The following is a 19,320-nucleotide window of genomic DNA, read 5'->3' as shown; positions in this document are numbered from 1 at the left end:
CCCCCTGGGAAGCCGATTCCAGGGGGCGTCTGCCCGGTGCGTCGCAGTGTGACGCGAGAGGTCAGGTCAGGGTCAGTGCAGGACCACCGGGGCTTGCTCGCTTTCTTCGGCGTCGCCGGTGGTGGCCGGGATGCGGCGCCCCCAGATCGCGAACAGCACGAGGGCTGCTGCGGGGAAAGCCGCGCCGATGAGGAGCGAGGTCGAGATGCCGCGGGCTTCGCCCGAGACAGCGGTCACCGCGATGAAGACGGTGGTCAGCACGGCCACGCCGATGGAGCCGCCGAGCTGCTGCATGCCCTGGATGAGGCTGGAGGCGGCACTGACCTCGCCTTTCGGTGCTTGGGCCATGGCGATGGAGGTGAGCGGCGCGAAGGTGAGGCCGGCGCTGATACCGAGCACGATCGCCGGGCCGAGGATGCCGGAGACGAATGTGCTGGAGGCGTTCATCTGGCCGAGCCAGACCAGACCGATCGTCATGCCGCTGAGACCGAGCACGCCGATCACCTTCTCGCCGACCCGGGGTAGCAGTACGCGCGGCGCGATCTCGTTGGTCACCAGCATCGCCGCGACGAACGGGAGGAGGGCGAGCCCGGTGCCGAGCGGGTCGAAGCCGAGCACGTTCTGAGTGAAGAGGGCGGCGAAGTAGAAGAACCCGAACATTCCGGCGGGCACGAGGAGCATACCGAGCAGGGGGGTCGCGGTGCGCATCCGGGAGAAGAAGTGGAGTTGCACGACGGGGCTCGAGTGCCGGCGCTCGATGAACACCAGGGAGACCAGAGAGATCACGGCCGCAGCGAACGAGACGATCACCTGCACATCGTTCCAGCCGTGGCTGGCCGCGCGGGTGAAACCGTAGACCAGCGCGACCATGCCGATGGTGGAGACCGCGGCGCCGCCGAGGTCGAGCTTGGCGGGCACCCGCTCGGTCTCGCGCAGGAACAGTGCGGCCCCGACGATGATCAGGATGCCGATCGGCACGTTGACGAACATGACCCACTCCCAGCCGAAACTGGTGGTGAGGAAGCCGCCGAGGATGAGGCCGATCGCGCCGCCACTGCCGGCGGCGAGCACGAACAGGGACATCGCACGGGCGCGATTCGGGCCTTCGGTGGTGTTCGCCACGAGCAGCACGAGCGTGCTGGGGGCGGCGATAGCGGCGCCGATGCCCTGCAGCACGCGGGCGGCGACGAGGATTTCGGGGCTGGGCGCGAATCCGCCGATCGCGGAGGCGACGATGAAGAGCGCGACGCCGACCATGAGGGCGAGGCGGGCGCCGACGATCGAACCGATCTTGCCGCTCAGCAGGATGAGGCCGCCGAACGCGAGAGCGTATGCGGTGACCACCCAGGAGAGGTCGGTGGGGGAGAAGTGCAGTTCTTTCTGGATGTCGGGGAGGGCGACGTTCACGATGCTCGCATCGACCACGAGCATGAGCTGGGTGATGAAGACGACGATCAGGCCGAGGGCCGGACCGCGCAGGGTGCGGCGCGCCGGGGGGAGGGGTGGTGTTGTCGGGTGTTCGCTGAGTTCGGTGGTCGTCATGCTGTGCATCCGTTTCTCGCAGGACGTAGACTGCTATTCGGAGAGACTCTCCTCTTGAGTGTTCAACAATACGGAGACTGTCTCCGCTTTGTCAACGGTGATGAAGTGAACTTTGCGAAAGGATGCTCACGTGGCCACGGAGACGCTCAGCACGCCGCCGATCGGCGTCGCCGAGAAGCCGTTGCGCGCCGACGCGCAACGCAACTACGACCGCATTGTGGAGGTGGCCTGCGAAGCGTTCAGCGAACACGGCGTGCAGACCTCGCTCGACGACATCGCCAAGCGGGCCGGCGTCGGCGCCGGGACGCTGTACCGGCACTTCCCCAACCGGGAGTGTCTGCTCGCGGCCGCGCTGGTGGAGAGCCGCCAGGCACTCGACCAGAAAGCCGAAGAGCTGCTGGCGCGGCCCGACGCCGGTGAAGCCCTGAACGAGTGGCTCATCGAACTCGCCCGGCACCTCAGCAGTTACGACGGGCTGCCGGACTCGGTGGCCGAAGCCGTCAACGACTGCGACTCACCGCTCACCGCGCCGTGCGGTCTGATGAAAGACGCGACCGCGGCACTGCTGGTGCGGGCTCAGGATGCCGGGGCCGTGCGCACAGACGTCAAAGCCGACGATCTCTTCGTCTTCGCCAGCTCGCTCGCCTGGGCGGCGAACAAGAGCGGATACTCCCGAGACGACCTGCGGCGGGTGTTGAACCTCTTCCTCGCCGGTCTGCGCTGAGCGTGACCGACGCAGGGTCACTTCTTGTCGCGGTAGGGCGCCTTGGCCATCGCGACCATCGCGGAAACTCCGAGGACGCCACCGACGACGACCACCAGCACAATGAACCCGATGAGCAAACCAGCCATGCGATAACGCTACACCCGCGCAGCTATCGCGAATGCTGGGCGGCACCGTGTGAGAACGCTCAGCCGACCCATAGCCCGCATCCATCACACGAGCGCACAATGCTGTCAGACGCCCAATCTGGTGTGGTGTCCTTGACCCGGCCGCGGTTCCAGAGATCCCCCGACGGTAGCCGCGACCGGGTCTTTCTCGCTCCCCGCGGCGTCGGCTGAGCCACATCGCCGCGGCGGCCGCGGTTGTTCGGGACGGCCGCGACCGTCCGGCGGTGCGCAGTACCCTCGAGGGGTGACTTCTGCCGCAGCGTCCCATCGGTGCCCGTGTTTGAGCGGGGAGACGTTCGACAGCTGCTGCGGCCCAATTCTCCGTGGCGAGATCGTGGCGCCGACGGCGGAGCGGCTGATGCGCTCCCGGTTCACGGCGTTCGCCCGCAACGACATCGATCATCTGCTGCGCAGCTGGCATCCGTCGACCAGGCCGGCGCTGCTGGAACCCTATGCCGGTCTGCGCTGGTACCGGCTCGACATTCTGCGCACCGAGCGGGGCGGACCATTCGATCGGGATGGTGTCGTCGAGTTCCGTGCGTTCCACAAAGGGGACCGGGTCGGCGAACAGCACGAGGTGTCGAGTTTCGTGCGCGAAGACGGTGCCTGGTTCTACGTCGCCGCGTTCTGAGCGTCGTGACGCTCAGAACATCGCCTGTGGGGGGATCCGAGCGGGCGAGCGGCGGGTCAGGAGCGGGAAGGCTCGACGTAACGCTCCCAGAGCCAGACCGAGACGCTGAGGGCGGCGAAGCCGATAGCGGCGACGACGAGAACGACGGTGTTCTGTCCGGACCCGACGAGGGATGCGACGGGCAGCAGCAGCGCGAACAGCAGAGTGTCGATGACCAGGCTGAGGGCGAGCCATCCGAGCCTCGACCGCTGGAAGACCGCGCGGCCCGCTAGCGGACCCACCGGCAGGAGCATGATCGCGGCGGAGCCGAGGCCGAGGAGCGCGAGCGAGTTGGCGAGTTCGGTGGCGAAGGCCGATAGCGAGTTCGAAGGGGTCGGCAGAATGCCGACGGCCAGCCAGGCCAGCACACCGACCGTGGCGAGTCCCGTCACCTGTACGGCGGCGATCCGGGCGCGGGTGGTCCGGCTTGCGCCGTCTGCAACGACCACGCTGAGCACGAGGCCGAAGAGCAGTGCGGGCTGGAGGCCGAGCATCCGCGAACCGATCGCTGCGGCGGCCACGATCAGGAGCAGCGTCGGTCGGAACACGACCTCGATGCGACCGGCGCCGAGGCGGGTCGCGCTCCAGCGGGCGACGGCGACCCAGCACCCGTTGACCGCGGCGAGGGCGAGCACGATGGCGAGCAGCACCCGCAGATAGGCGCCGAGATCCTGAACGGGGCTGGACAGGGTGACGAGGGCGGCCGCTGCGGCGAACACGGCGGGGAGCAGCCGGCGATTCCCAGATGAGGAGGGGCGGGCAGCGACGCCGGCCGTGGATGCTGTCGGCCCGGTGACCGCCGACGCGTCCTGCGCGGCGGCCGGCGTTCCCGTGGCGTCGGCGAGCCGGGTCTCGGCCGCGCGGAGTTCACTCGCGCTTCGATTGCGGCCGAAGAACCGGCCGCGACGCCGGGGGCCGTTCTCGGAGCGGGTGCGGGCGAGGGAGCCGGCGAGCAGTCGCGCGGGGAGTGCAAGCAGGAGGATGGCGGCAGCGGCGAGGAGCAGCGATCTCAACCATCCGGGGAAGGCCGCACCGGACACCACTGGCGCTGTCGCTGCCGTGAACGGGGTCCCCAGCCAACCGGGAACGATGGGCAGCGGGATCCCGGCGCTCGGGGAGTGGGGGTCGGGCCGGTTCCGGGTGGCACCGGAGCGGCCGGGGCCGGCGTGCTCGACGGGCTTCTCGGGGGAGCCGAGGGCGTGGGGGAGCCGGGAGCGGTTCCTGGCGCGGGCGACGAGGTGCCGAAACGGAGACTCACGGTGTTGCTGGGCGGGCTGACGTTGCCGGCCGCATCCGATTGAAGGGCTGTGACGGCGTACGTGCCGGCGGCGAGAGTGCCGGGGCATTTCCACGCCCCTGCCTGCACGAGTGCCGAACAGATGACGGAACTGCCGCGGGTGTCGCTTGCGTAGACGGTAACCCGCGAGCCGGTCTCGCCGGCCCCGGCGAAGTCGACCGTCTGCCCGAGGCCGGCCGTGCTGCCGCTGGCTGGGGTCGTGATCGTGGGAGCGGCCGGGGGTGTCGTGTCGATCACGATGGGAACCTGGGCGCTGGGCGCAGAGGGCAGGGTCGAGAACGGCGCCACCTGGGTGGCAGTGACCGTGGTCCGCCCCGGCGGTGCCCCGTGGAGCACGCAGCCCCAGGTGCCGCCTGAATCGGCGGGGAAACTGCAGGTGGCGCCGCTGGCGCCGGTCACGGTCACCCGGGCGTTCGGGTAGGCCGTTCCGTGCACGCCACCGCCGGTGAACGCGCCCGGCGGCGCGATGATGGTGGGCGGCGAGAGCACGTCCACGCGGGCGTCGGCGCTCTGTCCGGTGTCGCGGGAGACGGCTCGCACCACGATCGCCGGCCCGTTCGGCGGGGCGCTGAGGTCGCAGTTCCAGCCGCCGTCGGCGGAGACGGTGGCCTGGCAGAGGCTTCCGGCCGAGCCGCCGGCGCCGGCCGAGATCTGGATGACATCGTCTGGAATTCCCGTTCCCGCCGCGCGAAGCGGGAACGTCGTGACGAGGGCAGAGGGGAAAGGATCGATGGTCGTCGCCTGCGGCGGTTCGGTCGGTGTGGCAGGCGGGGGTGTGGCGTTGTTCGGGACATCGAGCGTGGCCGCAGCCGGCGTGGGGGCTGCAGCGCTCGCGGGTGCCGCGCAGGCGGCGAGGAGGATGAGGGCCAGGGCGCCGGCGGCCAGGGCGGCGACGAGCGGTCCGGTCGACCCCCTCAACCGGACTGGTGGCGAAACATCTGACGAAAATCGGCGCATTCCACCCCATTTCAGGTGGCGGATTCGACGGTGTCAAACCGACGAGCCGGATTTGCGGCATACTAACAACTGGGTCAATCGACCCACTCTTCGCGCGATGAGGCGCGACGGGTCTGCCGAGCAGGAGTCCTGATGACGCGCATCTCCGCCGTCGACCGCCGCGCCGCCCTGGTGCGTGCAGCGCTCCGCGTCGTCGCGCGCGACGGGGTCTCGGCGGCCACCACCCGCAGCATCGTCGCCGAGGCCGGGATGTCGTTGGCCAGCTTCCACTACGCGTTCGCCTCGCGCGACGAGCTGATGGTCGAGCTCATCAACGCCGTCGTCGACGGCGAGGAGACCGCGCTGGCGCCGGCGCTCCAGCCGGTGCTCGGCGGCGTGACGATCCGCGACGCGGTGCGAGGCGGCCTTCAGAACTACTTCGACGCGGTGCGGGCCGACCCCGACCGCGAGAAGGCGATGTTCGAATTGACCCAATGGGCCCTGCGCGAACCGGGGTTCGAACCCCTCGCCCGCCGGCAGTACGACCGCTATTTCGCGGTGGCCGAGCGGGCTCTCGTGGCCGCAGCCTCACTCACCGGCTGCGTCTGGCGCGGCCCGACCGCCGAGATCGCCCGGATGCTCGTCGTGCTCACCGACGGGCTCACTATCGCGTGGCTGGTCACCCGCGACGACGCGGCCGCCGCCGCGACGATGGACTTCGCCGCCGACGCGGTGGCGGACCTGGCAACACCCGCACGTGCACCACTCGCCCCCCATCCCAACCCGAACGCGAGGACACGATGACCGAAACCACCTCTCCGGCGGTGTTCGCCGAACCGACCCGCCGGGTCACCTCCCGCTGGATCGCCTTCTTCGCCATCGCCTGGCTCGGAATCTGGATGGCGCAACTCGCCCCCATCCAGAAGCTGCTGCCCGACCAGGTGCAGGCCCAGCTCAAGACGACGTACTGGGTCGACAATGTCGTCGCCTTCGGCATCATCTCGGGCATCTCCGGCGTGTGCGCGATCGTCGCCTACCCGCTCACCGGAGCCCTCTCCGATCGCACCACGAGCCGCTTCGGCCGACGCCGGCCGTGGATCGCCGCGGGTGCCGTGGTGTTCGCGGTGTCGCTGATCATCCTGGGCGCCCAGACCACCATCGTCGGTATCGGTGTGTTCTGGTCGCTCGCCCTCACCGGGTTCTGCATCCTGACCGCGGCGCTCACCGCGACGATCAGCGACCAGGTGCCGGTGGGCCAGCGCGGCTACGTCTCGGGGTGGCTGAGCGCGCCGCAGGCCGTCGGGATCATCCTGGGGGTCTCCCTCGTCACTTATGTGTTCGTCGGCACCCTGTTCGGGTACACCGCGATGGCCGTGCTGCTGCTGGTGCTCGTGTTCCCGTTCCTGTTCCTCCCGGATGCGGTGCTCCCGAAGGAGCTGAAGCAGAAGATGACCGCGCGCGGCATCATCGAGAGCCTGTGGATCAGCCCGCGCGAGCATCCGGATTTCGGCTGGACACTCCTCAGCCGCGTGCTCGTGAACTTCGGCAACGCCTTCGGCACCACCCTGCTGCTCTACTTCCTCGAGTTCGGGCTGCACGACAGGAACGCCGATGACGACCTCCTGGTGCTGATCCTCATCTACATGGTGTTCGTGATCATCGCCTCGCTCGTGATGGGGCGCCTCTCTGACCGGCTGGGGAGGCGCAAGGCGTTCGTGTTCCTCTCCTCGGCCATCCAGGGCGTGGCGGCGCTGCTCCTCGCGTTCGTGCCGGAGCTGTCCGTGGCGATGATCGCCGCCGGCCTGCTGGGCCTCGGCTACGGCTGCTTCCTCTCGGTCGACCAGGCGCTCGCCACCCAGGTGCTCCCCGACCCGGAGAGCCGGGGCAAAGACCTTGGCATCATGAACATCGCCACTGCAGTGCCGCAGGCCATCGCGCCGCTGATCGGTGCGGGCGTCGTCGCGGCGCTGGGCGGGTTCGTCGGCCTCTTCATCATGTCCGGTCTGTTCGCGTTCGCGGGTGCTCTCGCGGTCGCCCGAGTGAAAGCGGTGCGCTAGTGCCCATCGACCTGTCCACCAAACCCGCCGCGACCGAGCGCACCTGGACAGCGCCCGACACTTTCTGGCCGGCGCTGTCCGCCGCCACAGCGAGACTCGACCCGGCGCTCGCTGTACTGCACCTGCCGGCGCTGCGGCACAACACCCACGACATGCTGCGGCGAGCGGCCGGCAAGCCCATCCGGGTGGCGTCGAAGTCGGTGCGGGTGCGTTCGGTGCTGGATGCGGTGCTCGCGCTGCCGGGATACCACGGCGTGCTGGCGTACACCCTGCCCGAGGCGATCTGGCTGGCGGAAGGCTCGGAGGGGCATCCGGCGATCGAGGATGTGGTGGTCGGCTACCCGACCGCCGACCGTGCGGCCATCCGTCGCCTCGCCGCCTCACCCGAACTCGCCGCCCGAGTGACCCTCATGGTCGATTCGGTGGCGCAGCTCGACCTGATCGACGCCGCCGTGGCGCCGGCCGACCGGGAGACGATCCGGCTCTGCCTCGAACTCGACTCGTCATGGCAGAGTCCGGTGCTCGGCCATATCGGGGTCTGGCGTTCGCCGGTCTACACCCCGGCCGCAGCTCGGACCCTGGCCGAGACGATCGTCGCCCGGCCCGGGTTCCGGCTCGTGGGCATGATGGGGTACGAGGCGCAGATCGCGGGCCAGGGCGACAAGCCGCGGGGCCGCGCCGCCTGGGGGGCGACAGTGCGCTGGATGCAGAAGAATTCGAAGGCGGAGCTCATCGAACGCCGGGGCGCGGCCGTGGCGAGCGTGCGCGAGGTCGCCGAGCTGGAGTTCGTGAACGGCGGAGGCACCGGATCGCTCGAGTTCACCGCGTCCGACGAATCCGTCACCGAGATCGCCGCCGGCAGTGGGCTGTTCGGCGGGCACCTCTTCGACAATTACCAGGGGTTCCGTCCGGCGCCGGCGGCGTCGTTCGCGCTCTCCGTGGTGCGGCGACCGGGGCCGGAGACGGCGACGCTGCTCGGCGGCGGGTGGATCGCATCCGGCCCTCCCGGGGAGGACAGGATGCCGCAGGTCGCCTGGCCGACCGGGCTGAAGATGGTCGACCGGGAGATGGCGGGCGAGGTGCAGACGCCGCTCACCGGTGCGGCGGCCGGCGTCATGCGGGTGGGGGACAGGGTGTGGCTGCGTCACACCAAGTCGGGCGAGCTGAGCGAGCACGTCAACGAGTTCCATCTCGTCGACACGGTCGGCGGCCGCGCGACGGTCGTCGGATCCACTCCCAGCTACCGGGGTGAAGGTCAGGTCTTCCTATGACGGCCACGGGAGCCGTCTGGCGCAACTGGGGGCGCAGCGAGAAGATCCGGCCGGCCCGGGTGGAGCGCCCTGCCGGCCCCGAGGCGGTGCAGCGCTCGATCCTGGCCGCTGCCCGTCAGGGAATGCGGGTCAAAGCGGTGGGCGCCGGGCACAGTTTCACCGGCATCGCGGCGGCACCGGGAGTGCAGCTCGACCTTGGTGCGCTCTCCGGTGTGCTCGCCGTCGATGAGGAGCACGGCCGGGTCAGGCTCGCCGCAGGCACGCATCTGCACCAACTGCCCCGTCTGCTGAAGCCGTACGGTCTCGCGCTGCAGAACATGGGCGACATCGACCGGCAGACGATCGCGGGCGCCACCTCGACAGGAACGCACGGCACGGGGGGAGGCTTCGGCGGGCTCGCCACCCAGATCGTCGCCCTCACGCTCGTGACCGGGGAGGGCGAGGTGCTCACGATCAGCGAGACGGAGAACCCCGAGCTGCTTCCGGCCGCGCGACTCGGACTCGGTGCGCTGGGAGTGATCGTGGATCTGACGATTCAGTGCGTCCCCGCCTACCTGCTGCAGGCGGTGGAGCGTCCGGAGCCTCTCACCGAGACCCTCGACGGCTACCTCGAACGGTCGGCCTCCGCGGACCATTTCGAGTTCTACTGGTTTCCGCACACCGAGACGGCGCTCACCAAGACGAACACCCGGCTGCCGATGACGCACGAGCGGGCGCCGCTGCCGACCGTCGGGCGCTGGCTGGACGACGAATTGCTCGCCAATGGTCTGTATCGGGGGGTGTGCGCGCTCGGCACGGCGGCGCCGGGGATCATCCCGCCGTTCAGCAGGCTCGCCCAGAGACTCACCGGCAACCGCGATTTCACGGATGTCTCGCCGTCGGTCTATGTGACGAATCGAACCGTGCGGTTCCGCGAGATGGAGTACGCGCTGCCCCGCGCGGCCGTGCCCGAGGCGCTGGGCGAGGTGAAGCGGCTCATCGAGAAGCGGGGCTGGCGCATCTCCTTCCCCGTCGAGGTGCGCTCCGCGGCGGCGGATGAGAACTGGCTGTCGACCTCCTACGGACGCGAGACGGGGTACATCGCCGTGCACCGGTACTACCGGGAGGACCCCGCCGAGTACTTCCGTGCCGTCGAGGCGATCATGATGGCCCACGACGGTCGCCCGCACTGGGGCAAGATGCACTATCGGGATGCCGAATCGTTGCGCGCCGTCTATCCGCGGTTCGATGATTTCCTCGCCGTGCGAGACAGGACGGACCCGAACCGTTTGTTCGCGAACGAGTATCTCGCGCGGGTGCTGGGCGGCTGAACCGTCGGGATCGGCACCCATCGGTTGTCCCCAAAGCGGGTGTCGAGTCCGAGAACCACGTCGAGTGAGAAGTCCTCGGATTTCCCGGTGATTCCGGGGAATCCGAGGACTTTCGCCGTTTCGGCCGAAACCGCTGTGGCGGATGTTACTGCTGTGAATCTTGACAGCTCCTCATTTCCCTGGAACACTCCGTGTTAGCTGTGAATTGCCTGTGAGTTATTGAGAATAATTCATCTTCAGGGAGATCCCGATGTCCGCTTCGTCCGCCCGCCCCACCAGCACGCCGACGCGCTCGACGGGGATGCGGCACGCCGCCGTCCGTCGCACGGCCGGCCTCGTCGCGGCGCTCGCCGTCGCCGTGGGTATCGTCACCGCCACCAGCGGAGCCGTTCCCGCCTCGGCGGTCGAAGCCCGGGAGGCGGCGCGCACGGCGGCCGTCACCCGACTCGACACCGCGCACTACGCATCCGCGGCCACCCTGCGGGTCGGCACGGCGGATGCGCGCCGGATCGCCGCCGTCACATCGGCCACCACCGAGCTGGTCCGTGCCCGCGGAGTGCTCACCTTCAGTGCGGGCAAAGCAGCCGAGGCGGGCCGCACCGCTCTCTCGGCCGCCATCGAGACGGTGGCGGCGAGCATCGCGAGCGACACCGCCTACCGCATCACCGCCGCGGTCGTCAGCGTGAAAGAGTCCGAGAAGGCGGTGACCGACTCGGTCGCCGCCTGGGAGGCCGCCGAGCACCAGCGCCTCGCGGCCCAGGCCGCTGAAGCCGCCGCCGCACGGGCGGCGGCCGAATACCAGACCGCCCGAACCGCCGACACCGGCGGAACGGTGCGATCGAACGCGACGTCTGCGGCCCCGGCCGCCCCGGCGCCGCGCTACGCCCCGGGGGTGTCGTCGACACCTCCGGACAACTCGGGGTGCGGTCCGTGCCCCGGTGCCACGCTCGTGCTGACCCCGTCGGGATACTGGGGTTGTCCGTAGCCGAGCTCTGACGGCATCCGTCCGACCACGGATGCTGTCGGTGGAACGATCGCGGCGTCGACCTCCCCGGTGTCGGGCACTCGGGAAGGCCGACGCCGCGGCGTCGCCTCACTCCGCCGTCGCCCTGCCCTCACCCCGAGCCCGGACGGATGTGGTGGAACAGGCGAGAATCCCCGTCAGGGGGTGCGGCGCGGCAGGGTGAGCGAGCCGAGCACGATCGCGCCGACGGCGAAGGCTCCGATGATCAGCAGTTCCCCGCCCACATAGGCCGCGTCGTGAGTGTCGTTCGCCACGGCGTTGAGCGCGTCGATGGCATGCGAGAGCGGAAGCCAATCGCTGATGATGTGCAGCGCGTCCGGGAGCTGGTCCCGGGGCAGGAAGATGCCGCCGAGCAGGATCTGCGGAAAGACCAGGGCGGGGAGGAATTGCACGACCTGGAACTCGGTGCGGGCGAAAGCGCTGACGAACAGGCCGAGAGTGGTGCCCAGGATGGCGTCGGCGAGGGCGACGGCGATCAGCAGCCAGATGCTCCCCTTGATGTCGAGGCCGCACACCCACACCGCGAACCCGACCGCGACCAGGGTCTGCACGACGGCGAGCAGGGCGAACGCGAGCGTGTAGCCGAGGATGAAGTCGGCTTTGCCGAGCGGCATCGACAGCAGTCGTTCCAGCGTGCCGGTGCGGCGTTCGCGCAGCGTAGTGATGCTGGTGACCAGGAACATGACGATGAAGGGGAAGAGGGCGAGCATCCCTGGCCCGATCGCCGCGAACGTGTTCGTGTCGGTGAAGATCCACGCCACCAGGCCGATCAGCAGGCTGGGCACCACGATGAGCAGGCCGATGGTGCGCGGGTCGTGGCGGATCTGGGTGAGCACGCGGCCGGCAGTGGCGAAGGTGCGGGTGAACGTCATCGCTCGGCCTCGCCGTCTTCGGTGGTCGCGATCGCGCCTGTCGGGCGGTCGTTCCCGTCGTCGGCGGTCGCCTGCCGGCGGTGGTGTCGGCGGATGAGCGAAAGGAACGCGCCCTCGGCATCCGGGGCGCCGGTCTGGGCGAGCAGTTCGTCGGGGGTGGCATCGGCGAGCACGGCGCCGTCGCGCATGAGCAGGAGGCGGTCGCAGCGGCTCGCCTCATCCATCACGTGGCTGGAGATCAGGAGGCTGGTCCCGCCGTCGGCCAGGCGGTGGAACAGGTCCCAGAGGTCGGCACGCAGCAGGGGGTCGAGTCCGACCGTCGGTTCGTCCAGCACGAGCAGGTCGGGGGAGCCGAGCAGCGCGGCGGCGAGTGAGACACGACTGCGCTGACCGCCCGAGAGGGTCTCGACGAGCTGACCGGCGTTGTCTCCCAGATCGGTGGCGGCGATCGCCCGTTCCACGTCGTCCGCGCCCGCTCCGAGCACGCGTCGGAAGTACGAGAGGTTCTGGCGAACCGTGAGGTCGTCGTAGACGCTCGCCGCCTGGGTCACGTAGCCGACCCGGTGGCGCAGCGCAGCGGACCCGGCCGGTTCGCCGAGCACGGAGACGCGTCCGCCGGCCACCTTCTGCACGCCGACGATCGAACGCAGGAGTGTCGTCTTGCCGCAGCCGCTCGGCCCGAGCAGGCCGACGACCTGGCCGCGCGGGATGCTGAGGTCGAGCCCATCGAGGATCGTCCGGCGCCCTCGCCGGACGCGGAGGCCCTCGATGGCGACCGCACTCGACGAATTCATCATGTGATGAATTATTCGCCCGGACCTGCCGCGCGTCAAGAGACGGCGGCGGCCGGATCCCCGAAAAGATGCCACTGGACGACCGGTCCGACTCGGCGGGCGAGCTCTTCCGGCTCGACGGAGGCGATCGGTTCGAGCCGGAGCACGAAGCGCGTGACAAGCAGGCCGACCAGTTGGGATGCGGCGAGGTTCGCCCGCAGCTCCGCATCGGCGGCGCCGGAGGCAGCGGCCAGCTGGAGGAACACCTCGCGGGCGAGGAACTCCTTCAGCATCCGGCTGCCCGGTCCGCTGCCGAGCGCGGTGCGCAGGATCGCGACGATGCGGGATTGCGCCTTCTCGGACTCCAGCCTCTCGAGCAGGAATCGCACGATGCTCGCCCCGACATCCTCCCGCGGGCCGGAGAGGATGACACCCAGTGCGCGATCAGGACGCAGCGGGGCCTCGAGCGCGGCGGTGAACAGCTCGGCCTTGTCGTCGAAATAGTGATGCACGAGGGCTGAATCGACGCCCGCCCGTCGGGCGACCGCCCGCAACGAGGCACCTTCGTAGCCCCGGTCGGCGAACTCATCGGTGGCGGCCTTCAGGATGAGTGCCCGTGTGTCCCGCGCGCCGCGTGGCCGCCCTCGCCGCTTGCGTTCCACCAGCTCGCTCATTCCTGCATTCTCCCGCGTCCGAAGCGATCCCGCACCGTCCACGGCGTGATTCTGCCGATGGGCACCGTGGTTGCTTTGAGAGTGGTGGGAACGCGGTGGGAGCGACCTCAGCCGCCGTTAGGATGAGTTCACCGCGCGGGTTTCCGTGCCCGTCACCAAGGAGTATCCCAACATGGAATGGCTCATCCCGGTCATCATCGTTGTCGTCATCGTTGCGATCATCGGGATCTACCTGTGGGCCACCTACAACTCCCTCGTCACGCTGAACGTGCGTGTCGACGAGGCGTGGAGCGACATCACGGTGCAGCTCAAGCGGCGTGCCGACCTCATCCCGAACCTGATCGAGACCGTGAAGGGATACGCGGCGCACGAGCGCGGCGTGTTCGAGTCGGTCACGAAGGCCCGGGCCGAGACACTCTCCGCTCAGGGGCCGGCCGAGGCCTCCGTGGCCGAGGGGCACATGCAGAGCGCACTGAAGAGCATCTTCGCGGTGGCCGAGGCCTACCCGCAGCTGCAGGCAAGCCAGAACTTCCTGCGTCTGCAGGCCGACCTCGTCGACACCGAAGACAAAATCCAGGCCTCGCGCCGGTTCTACAACGGCGGCGTGCGCGAATTGAACACCAAGATCAAGGTGTTCCCCAACAACATCTTCGCCAAGCGCCTGGGCTTCTCCGAGCGCGACTTCTTCGAGGTCTCTGACCTCGCGGCCATCGCCGAGCCCCCGCGCGTTCAGTTCTAGCGAGCGTCGATGTATAGGGCTATCGCCAGGAACAAACGCAATACGGTCTTCACGATCCTGCTGTTCCTGATCATCATCGGCGGCCTGGCGTGGCTGGCGAGCATCCTCTACCACAGCTACACGATCCTGATCGTGGTGCTGGTGGGAGCTGTTCTCTACGCCTGGGTGCAGTACTACCTGGCGAGCAGTCAGGCGCTCAGCATGTCGGGTGCGGTGCCGATTCAGAAGGCCGACAATCCTCGTCTCTGGAACGTGGTCGAGAACCTCTCGATCACCACCGGAACGCCGATGCCGGCGGTCTACATCGTGAACGATCCGGCGCCCAACGCCTTCGCCACCGGTCGTGACCCCGACCACGCGTCGGTCGCCGCGACCACCGGTCTGCTCGACATCATGACCGACGCCGAGCTGGAGGGCGTGATGGCGCATGAACTCGGGCATGTGCGCAACTACGACATCCGGTTGTCGATGATCGTCTTCGGCCTCACCGTGGCCATCGGCTTCATCGCCGACATCTTCCTGCGCATGGCCTTCTTCGGCGGCATGGGCGGCGGTCGGAACAACAACAACGGTGGTGGCGGTGGGGGCGGCAACCCGATCATCATCGTGTTCGGTCTGATCGCCGCGATCATCGCGCCACTGGTGGCGACGCTGGTGCAGCTCGCCGTCTCGCGGCAGCGCGAATACCTGGCGGACGCGACCGGCGCCATGACGACCCGTCATCCAGATGCACTGGCCAGCGCGTTGCTCAAGCTGGAGGCCTACGGTCGCCCGATGCAGAAGCAGAACTCCTCCATGGCGCACCTCTGGATAGCCAACCCCCTGAAGCCCAGTCTGATGAGCCGCCTCTTCAGCACCCATCCGCCCATCCCGGAGCGTGTCGAGCGCCTCGAGAAGATGGGCGGCACCTTCTAGCCTGCGCGCGAACATCCGGGGCAGCTGTCTCGGGGGGTCAGCGCAGGGCAGCGGCGAGCTGCGGGGCGAGGTCACCACGGTGCGGGGCGGCGACCTCGACACCGCCGAGGCCCTGCCAGGCGGCGGTCTCGTGGAGCAGTGGACGCAGTCTCTCGATGGTGTCGGCGGGAGCCCCCGGCTCGCTCCACGCCGACTGCACGCGCAGGATTCCCGCCTGCCGGTCGCTCTTCAGGTCGACGCGCCCGACGATGCGGTCGTCGACGAGCAGCGGGAGCGTGTAGTAGCCGAAGACGCGCTTCTCGGCCGGGGTGTAGATCTCGATGCGGTAGTGGAAATCGAACATCCTCAGCGCGCGCTCGCGGAACCAGACCACCGGGTCGAAGGGGGAAAGCAGGGCGACGGCGTCGATGCGGCGGGGGAGCCGTGCATCTTTGTGGAGCCAGACCGCCTCGGGCCGGCCGCCGCGCTCCCAGCCGTCCACGGTCACCGGCAGCAGCTCGCCGGCGTCTTCGAGCTCCCGGATGGCAGCGAGGGCCGGTGCGCGCCGGATGCGGTAATAGTCGCCCAGGTCGGCGGCCGTGCCGATGCCGTGGGCGACCGCGGATCGGCGGATCAGCTCGCGCACCGCATCCGGGGTCTCGACGCGCGTGTCGAGCACGGTCGCCGGCAGCACGTCGTGCACGAGCGCGTAGCGGCGCTGGAACCGGGTGCGCCCGGCGATGGCGACCTCGCCGAAGATGAAGAGGAACTCGAGGGCGCGCTTTACATCGGACCAGCCCCACCAGGGGCCGGTGCGGTGGTTGGCGTCGTGCTCGATCTCGCCCGCGGTGAGCGGCCCGTTGGCGGCCAGCTCGGCGCGCAGCCAGTCGACAGTGGTGCGGTTGCTGGGGAACCAGGCGTCGGCGTCGGCGGTGTAGTGCTGCAACTGCGCCTCCATCCGCCAGCGGAACAGCGGCCAGTCTTCGCGGCGAACGAAAGCGGCTTCGTGGGCCCAATACTCGGTGTGCGGTGCTTTCGCCTCTACCGTGAGCCGGTCGAGCAGGGTCTTGTCGTAGGCGCCGAGCCGGGCGAACGCCGGCAGGTAGTGGCTGCGCTCGAACACGTTGACCGAGTCGATCTGCAGCAGGTTGAGCCGGTCGATCAGACCGTTCAGCTGGCGTGTTCCGACCACGGCCGGGCGCGGCCGACCGAAACCCTGGGCGCCGAGCGCGATGCGCCGCGCGAGCGCGGGGGAGACCTTTTCAAACACGTTGACGACCCTAGTGCCAGCCGCGGACAGCGGTTCGACGGGCGTTCATCCGGCGTCCATCTGCGGCTTGCGAGCCGGTTGCTCTGGCTCCATATCGTGGCCGGTGGCCCGGAGGGAATCCGAAGCCTCCCCGACGAACGGGAGGCGACCATCCGGGTAACCACTACGGAGGAACTCTTGACCAAGAAGCGCGCACGCGTCGCCGGCCTGGCCGCCGCGGCCACCGTCGTCGCCCTGGCGCTCGCCGCCTGCACCGGTGGCGCCAACGCAGCAGATTCCACCGACGGCTCGTCCGTCGACGCCGCAACCGCAACGAGCGTGAAGGACTTCGGTTCGATGGACGCCCTCGTCAAGGCCGCGAAGAAGGAGGGCAGCCTCAACATCATTGCCACTCCGGGCGACTGGGCGAACTACCAGCAGATCTTCGACGGCTTCACCAAGAAGTACGGCATTACGATCAACCCCAGCCAGGACAGCGCGTCCAGCCAGGAGGAGATCGACGCCGCCAAGAAGCTGAAGGGGCAGGACACCGCTCCCGACACCTTCGACATCGGCAGTTCGGTCGCACTGGCCAACACCCAGTACTTCGCGGCCTACAAGCCGACCGGGTGGGATGACATCCCGGCCGGCGAGAAGGAGAGCACCGGCCTCTGGAAGGTCGGCTACTACGGCGTGATGGCGGTCGGCTACGACGCCAACAAGATCAAGACCCCGCCGAAGACGTTCGCCGACCTGCTGAAGCCCGAGTTCAAGGGCGCCGTGGCGCTGAACGGCAACCCGACGCAGGCCGCGGCCGCCGCGGGCGCCGTCGCGTACGCCGATCTGCAGAACGGCGGAACGCTCGACGACCTCACCCCCGGCATCGACTGGTTCACGAAGCTGAAGGCGGCCGGCAACTGGAACGCGGCCGACGGCAAGCCGAACACCATCGCCTCCGGCGAGACCCCGGTGCTGCTCGACTGGTCGTTCAACCAGAAGGGCTACGCCACCAGCGACACGATCAAGAGCGGCGGCGTCGACTGGAAGTACGTCGTGCTCCCGGGCACGTCTTACGTCGGCTACTACAACCAGGCCATCAGCAAGGATGCGCCTCACCCGGCGGCCGCCCGCCTCTGGGAGGAGTACCTCTACAGCGACGACGCCCAGAACGCCTGGCTGAAGGGCGGAGCCTACCCGGCCCGCGTCGACGCCATGGAGAAGGCCGGAACGCTCGACACGGCTGAGTTCCCGGGAAAGCTCGACAAGACCGCGGTGATGACGGACAAGCAGGCGACCGACGCCGGAACCCTGCTCAACGCCAAGTGGGCCAACGCGGTCGGCTAGTGACCAACTCTGTTGCTGACGCTGCGGCGCCGGCGATCGACAGCGGAGCCGCCGGGGAGCTTCCCCGGCGGCATTCGCCGTCGGTCGCGACGACCGCCCCTCGCCGCCGGCGTCGCGGCCTCTCCGCGGGGCTCGGCCTGACGCCGTTCGCCTTCTATGTCGTCGTGTTCCTGGCGATCCCCACCGTCATCGCTGTGGGCAGCGGGTTCTTCGACGAGAACGGCCGCTTCACCTGGGCGAACATCACCGGGCTGGCCGAGCCGGCCATCTTCGGGTCGTTCGTCGGAGCGTTCTTCCTCTCCGCGGTCACCGCCGTCGTCGGCGCCATCGGTGGCGCCGCCCTGTGCTTCGCGATGCTCCGCTCGCGCGCCGGTGGTGTCGCCCGTTCGCTGGTCGACTCGGCGAGCAGCGTGCTCGCCCAGTTCGGCGGCGTGATGCTGGCGTTCGCGTTCATCGCCACGATCGGGGCGCAGGGTCTGGTGACGGTGCTGCTGCGCAACCAGTTCCACCTCAACATCTATGAGAACGGGGTGTGGCTCTACACTGTGCCCGGTCTCATCCTGCCCTACCTCTACTTTCAGATCCCGCTCATGGTGATCACCTTCCTCCCGGCCCTGGAAGGGCTGAAGCCGCAGTGGCTGGAGGCGAACGCCACGCTGGGCGGGAGCCGCGCCGGCTACTGGTGGCGGGTCGGCATCCCGGTGCTGCTGCCGTCGTTCCTCGGCAGCCTGCTGCTGCTGTTCGCGAACGCGTTCTCCTCGTACGCCACTGCGGCCGCGCTCGTGGGGCAGGCGAACAACATCGTCTCCCTGCAGATCCGCCAGGCGCTCATCAGTGAGACCGTGCTCGGGCGGGCGAACCTGGCCGGCTCGATGTCGCTCGGGATGCTCGTGGTGATGATCGTGGTCATGCTCGGCTATTCTGCGCTCGTCTCGCGCACTGCGCGGTGGCAGCGGTGAGCCGCCCAGACCGAGCGCTGAGGCTCGGCCCTGGACCGGTGGCGCGCACGATCATCTGGACGGTCTTCGGACTGTTCTTCCTCATCCCGCTGTTCTCGATGCTCGAGTTCACGCTGCGCACCGCCAAGCCCGGCGTCTACAGCTTCGATCGCTGGGCACTCGTGTTCGGCGGCGGCACCACCCGGTATGACCGCATCTACCAGGGGCTCGGCAACTCCCTAGTGCTCGCGCTGGTGACCGTGCTCATCGTGCTGCTCGTGCTGCTGCCGACGATGATCCTCGTCGAGTTGCGGTTCGCCAGGCTGCGCCGTCTGCTCGAAGTGGTCTGCCTGCTGCCGATCATGATCCCGGCCATCGTCCTGGTGGTGGGTCTGGCGCCCACCTATTCCGCGGTCACCGACATCTTCGGTTCGGGCACCTGGACGCTCGCCTTCGCCTACGGCATCACCGTGCTCCCGTACGCCTACCGGGCGATCCAGAGCAACATCGCGGCGGTGGATGTCGTGACGCTCAGCGAGGCGGGGCGTTCTCTCGGCGCCGGGTGGCTGAGCGTGCTGCTTCGCATCCTCGTGCCGAACCTGACCCGCGGCATCCTCGCCGCGAGCGTGCTGTCGGTGGCCGTCGTTCTCGGCGAGTTCACCATCGCGTCGCTGCTGAGTCGCGTGAACCTGCAGACCTCGCTGCTGCTGGTGTCGCAGTCCGACCCGTTCGTGGCGGTCATCTTCGCGCTGCTCGCGCTGGTGTTCGCTTTCCTTCTCCTCTTCATCGTCGACCGCCTGGTGGCGGCCGGGCGGCGACGCCCAGCGAAAGGCTGACCC

Annotated in this window: 19 protein-coding genes; 12 read left to right on the top strand and 7 right to left on the bottom strand. The window is 69.0% G+C overall.

What is annotated here, in order from left to right:
- Positions 1-72 precede the first annotated feature (72 nt).
- A complete protein-coding gene (locus K5L49_RS05885) occupies positions 73-1,542 on the bottom strand; it encodes an MFS transporter (RefSeq protein WP_223691082.1) in 1,470 nt (489 codons plus the stop codon).
- A 130-nt stretch (positions 1,543-1,672) separates the two neighbouring features.
- Here K5L49_RS05885 and K5L49_RS05880 point away from each other — a divergent pair, with 130 nt between their 5' ends.
- A complete protein-coding gene (locus K5L49_RS05880; protein WP_223691079.1) occupies positions 1,673-2,266 on the top strand; it encodes a TetR/AcrR family transcriptional regulator in 594 nt (197 codons plus the stop codon).
- A gap of 501 nt (positions 2,267-2,767) precedes the next feature.
- Entirely contained in the window at positions 2,768-3,064 is a 297-nt protein-coding gene (locus tag K5L49_RS05875) for a YchJ family protein (protein WP_308116520.1), read from the top strand.
- A gap of 56 nt (positions 3,065-3,120) precedes the next feature.
- On the opposite strand, the gene K5L49_RS05870 is transcribed toward K5L49_RS05875, so the two are convergent.
- Together K5L49_RS05870 and K5L49_RS05865 are read right to left on the bottom strand one after the other, a co-directional pair.
- Positions 3,121-4,116, bottom strand: a complete 996-nt coding sequence (locus K5L49_RS05870) for a hypothetical protein (protein WP_223691075.1) — start codon at positions 4,114-4,116, stop codon at positions 3,121-3,123.
- Complete coding sequence (locus tag K5L49_RS05865) at positions 4,113-5,318, bottom strand: hypothetical protein (RefSeq protein WP_223691073.1); 1,206 nt, start codon at positions 5,316-5,318, stop codon at positions 4,113-4,115. Before K5L49_RS05865 ends, K5L49_RS05870 begins: the two co-directional genes overlap by 4 nt.
- A gap of 171 nt (positions 5,319-5,489) precedes the next feature.
- On the opposite strand from K5L49_RS05865, the gene K5L49_RS05860 reads away from it, so the two are divergent.
- The 5 genes from K5L49_RS05860 (at position 5,490) to K5L49_RS05840 (ending at position 10,959) form a co-directional block, all read left to right on the top strand.
- Positions 5,490-6,140 carry a TetR/AcrR family transcriptional regulator gene (locus K5L49_RS05860; RefSeq protein WP_223691071.1) on the top strand — a complete coding sequence of 217 codons (651 nt, stop codon included), beginning with the start codon at positions 5,490-5,492 and terminating at the stop codon, positions 6,138-6,140.
- The gene (locus K5L49_RS05855; protein WP_223691069.1) at positions 6,137-7,393 is read left to right on the top strand and encodes an MFS transporter; all 1,257 of its coding nucleotides are present in this window, start codon (positions 6,137-6,139) and stop codon (positions 7,391-7,393) included. Before K5L49_RS05860 ends, K5L49_RS05855 begins: the two co-directional genes overlap by 4 nt.
- Positions 7,393-8,664, top strand: coding sequence for an amino acid deaminase/aldolase (locus K5L49_RS05850; RefSeq protein ID WP_223691067.1), 1,272 nt, complete (start codon positions 7,393-7,395; stop codon positions 8,662-8,664). The genes K5L49_RS05855 and K5L49_RS05850 overlap by 1 nt, the downstream gene beginning before the upstream one ends.
- The gene (locus tag K5L49_RS05845) at positions 8,661-9,974 is read left to right on the top strand and encodes a D-arabinono-1,4-lactone oxidase (protein WP_223691065.1); all 1,314 of its coding nucleotides are present in this window, start codon (positions 8,661-8,663) and stop codon (positions 9,972-9,974) included. The genes K5L49_RS05850 and K5L49_RS05845 overlap by 4 nt, the downstream gene beginning before the upstream one ends.
- Before the next feature lie 250 nt (positions 9,975-10,224).
- On the top strand, positions 10,225-10,959 hold the full coding sequence (locus K5L49_RS05840) for a hypothetical protein (protein ID WP_223691056.1): 735 nt from the start codon (positions 10,225-10,227) through the stop codon (positions 10,957-10,959).
- Positions 10,960-11,135: 176 nt separating this feature from the next.
- On the opposite strand, the gene K5L49_RS05835 is transcribed toward K5L49_RS05840, so the two are convergent.
- From K5L49_RS05835 to K5L49_RS05825, 3 genes are read right to left on the bottom strand one after another with little or no spacing between them, the layout of a single operon-like run.
- Positions 11,136-11,870 carry an ABC transporter permease gene (locus tag K5L49_RS05835; RefSeq protein WP_223691054.1) on the bottom strand — a complete coding sequence of 245 codons (735 nt, stop codon included), beginning with the start codon at positions 11,868-11,870 and terminating at the stop codon, positions 11,136-11,138.
- Entirely contained in the window at positions 11,867-12,667 is an 801-nt protein-coding gene (locus tag K5L49_RS05830) for an ABC transporter ATP-binding protein (protein ID WP_223691052.1), read from the bottom strand. The genes K5L49_RS05835 and K5L49_RS05830 overlap by 4 nt, the downstream gene beginning before the upstream one ends.
- A gap of 32 nt (positions 12,668-12,699) precedes the next feature.
- Positions 12,700-13,317: a TetR/AcrR family transcriptional regulator gene (locus K5L49_RS05825; protein WP_223691050.1), complete on the bottom strand. Its 618-nt coding sequence runs from the start codon at positions 13,315-13,317 to the stop codon at positions 12,700-12,702.
- 172 nt (positions 13,318-13,489) lie between these two features.
- On the opposite strand from K5L49_RS05825, the gene K5L49_RS05820 reads away from it, so the two are divergent.
- Together K5L49_RS05820 and K5L49_RS05815 are read left to right on the top strand one after the other, a co-directional pair.
- Entirely contained in the window at positions 13,490-14,056 is a 567-nt protein-coding gene (locus K5L49_RS05820) for a LemA family protein (protein ID WP_223691048.1), read from the top strand.
- Positions 14,057-14,065: 9 nt separating this feature from the next.
- On the top strand, positions 14,066-14,971 hold the full coding sequence (locus tag K5L49_RS05815) for a M48 family metalloprotease (RefSeq protein WP_223691047.1): 906 nt from the start codon (positions 14,066-14,068) through the stop codon (positions 14,969-14,971).
- A gap of 37 nt (positions 14,972-15,008) precedes the next feature.
- Here the strand turns inward: K5L49_RS05815 and K5L49_RS05810 are convergent, their stop codons facing one another.
- Positions 15,009-16,220 carry a winged helix-turn-helix domain-containing protein gene (locus K5L49_RS05810; protein ID WP_223691046.1) on the bottom strand — a complete coding sequence of 404 codons (1,212 nt, stop codon included), beginning with the start codon at positions 16,218-16,220 and terminating at the stop codon, positions 15,009-15,011.
- 177 nt (positions 16,221-16,397) lie between these two features.
- Here K5L49_RS05810 and K5L49_RS05805 point away from each other — a divergent pair, with 177 nt between their 5' ends.
- From K5L49_RS05805 to K5L49_RS05795, 3 genes are read left to right on the top strand one after another with little or no spacing between them, the layout of a single operon-like run.
- Entirely contained in the window at positions 16,398-17,543 is a 1,146-nt protein-coding gene (locus K5L49_RS05805) for an ABC transporter substrate-binding protein (protein WP_223691045.1), read from the top strand.
- Positions 17,522-18,502 carry an ABC transporter permease gene (locus K5L49_RS05800; RefSeq protein ID WP_223691044.1) on the top strand — a complete coding sequence of 327 codons (981 nt, stop codon included), beginning with the start codon at positions 17,522-17,524 and terminating at the stop codon, positions 18,500-18,502. Before K5L49_RS05805 ends, K5L49_RS05800 begins: the two co-directional genes overlap by 22 nt.
- Positions 18,499-19,317 carry an ABC transporter permease subunit gene (locus K5L49_RS05795; protein ID WP_223691043.1) on the top strand — a complete coding sequence of 273 codons (819 nt, stop codon included), beginning with the start codon at positions 18,499-18,501 and terminating at the stop codon, positions 19,315-19,317. Before K5L49_RS05800 ends, K5L49_RS05795 begins: the two co-directional genes overlap by 4 nt.
- Positions 19,318-19,320: the final 3 nt, after the last annotated feature.

Source organism: Leifsonia poae (assembly GCF_020009625.1).
Taxonomy (GTDB): domain Bacteria; phylum Actinomycetota; class Actinomycetes; order Actinomycetales; family Microbacteriaceae; genus Leifsonia; species Leifsonia poae_A.
Note: the sequence above shows the minus strand (reverse complement) of the source record. Positions and strands in the feature narration are given on the sequence as shown.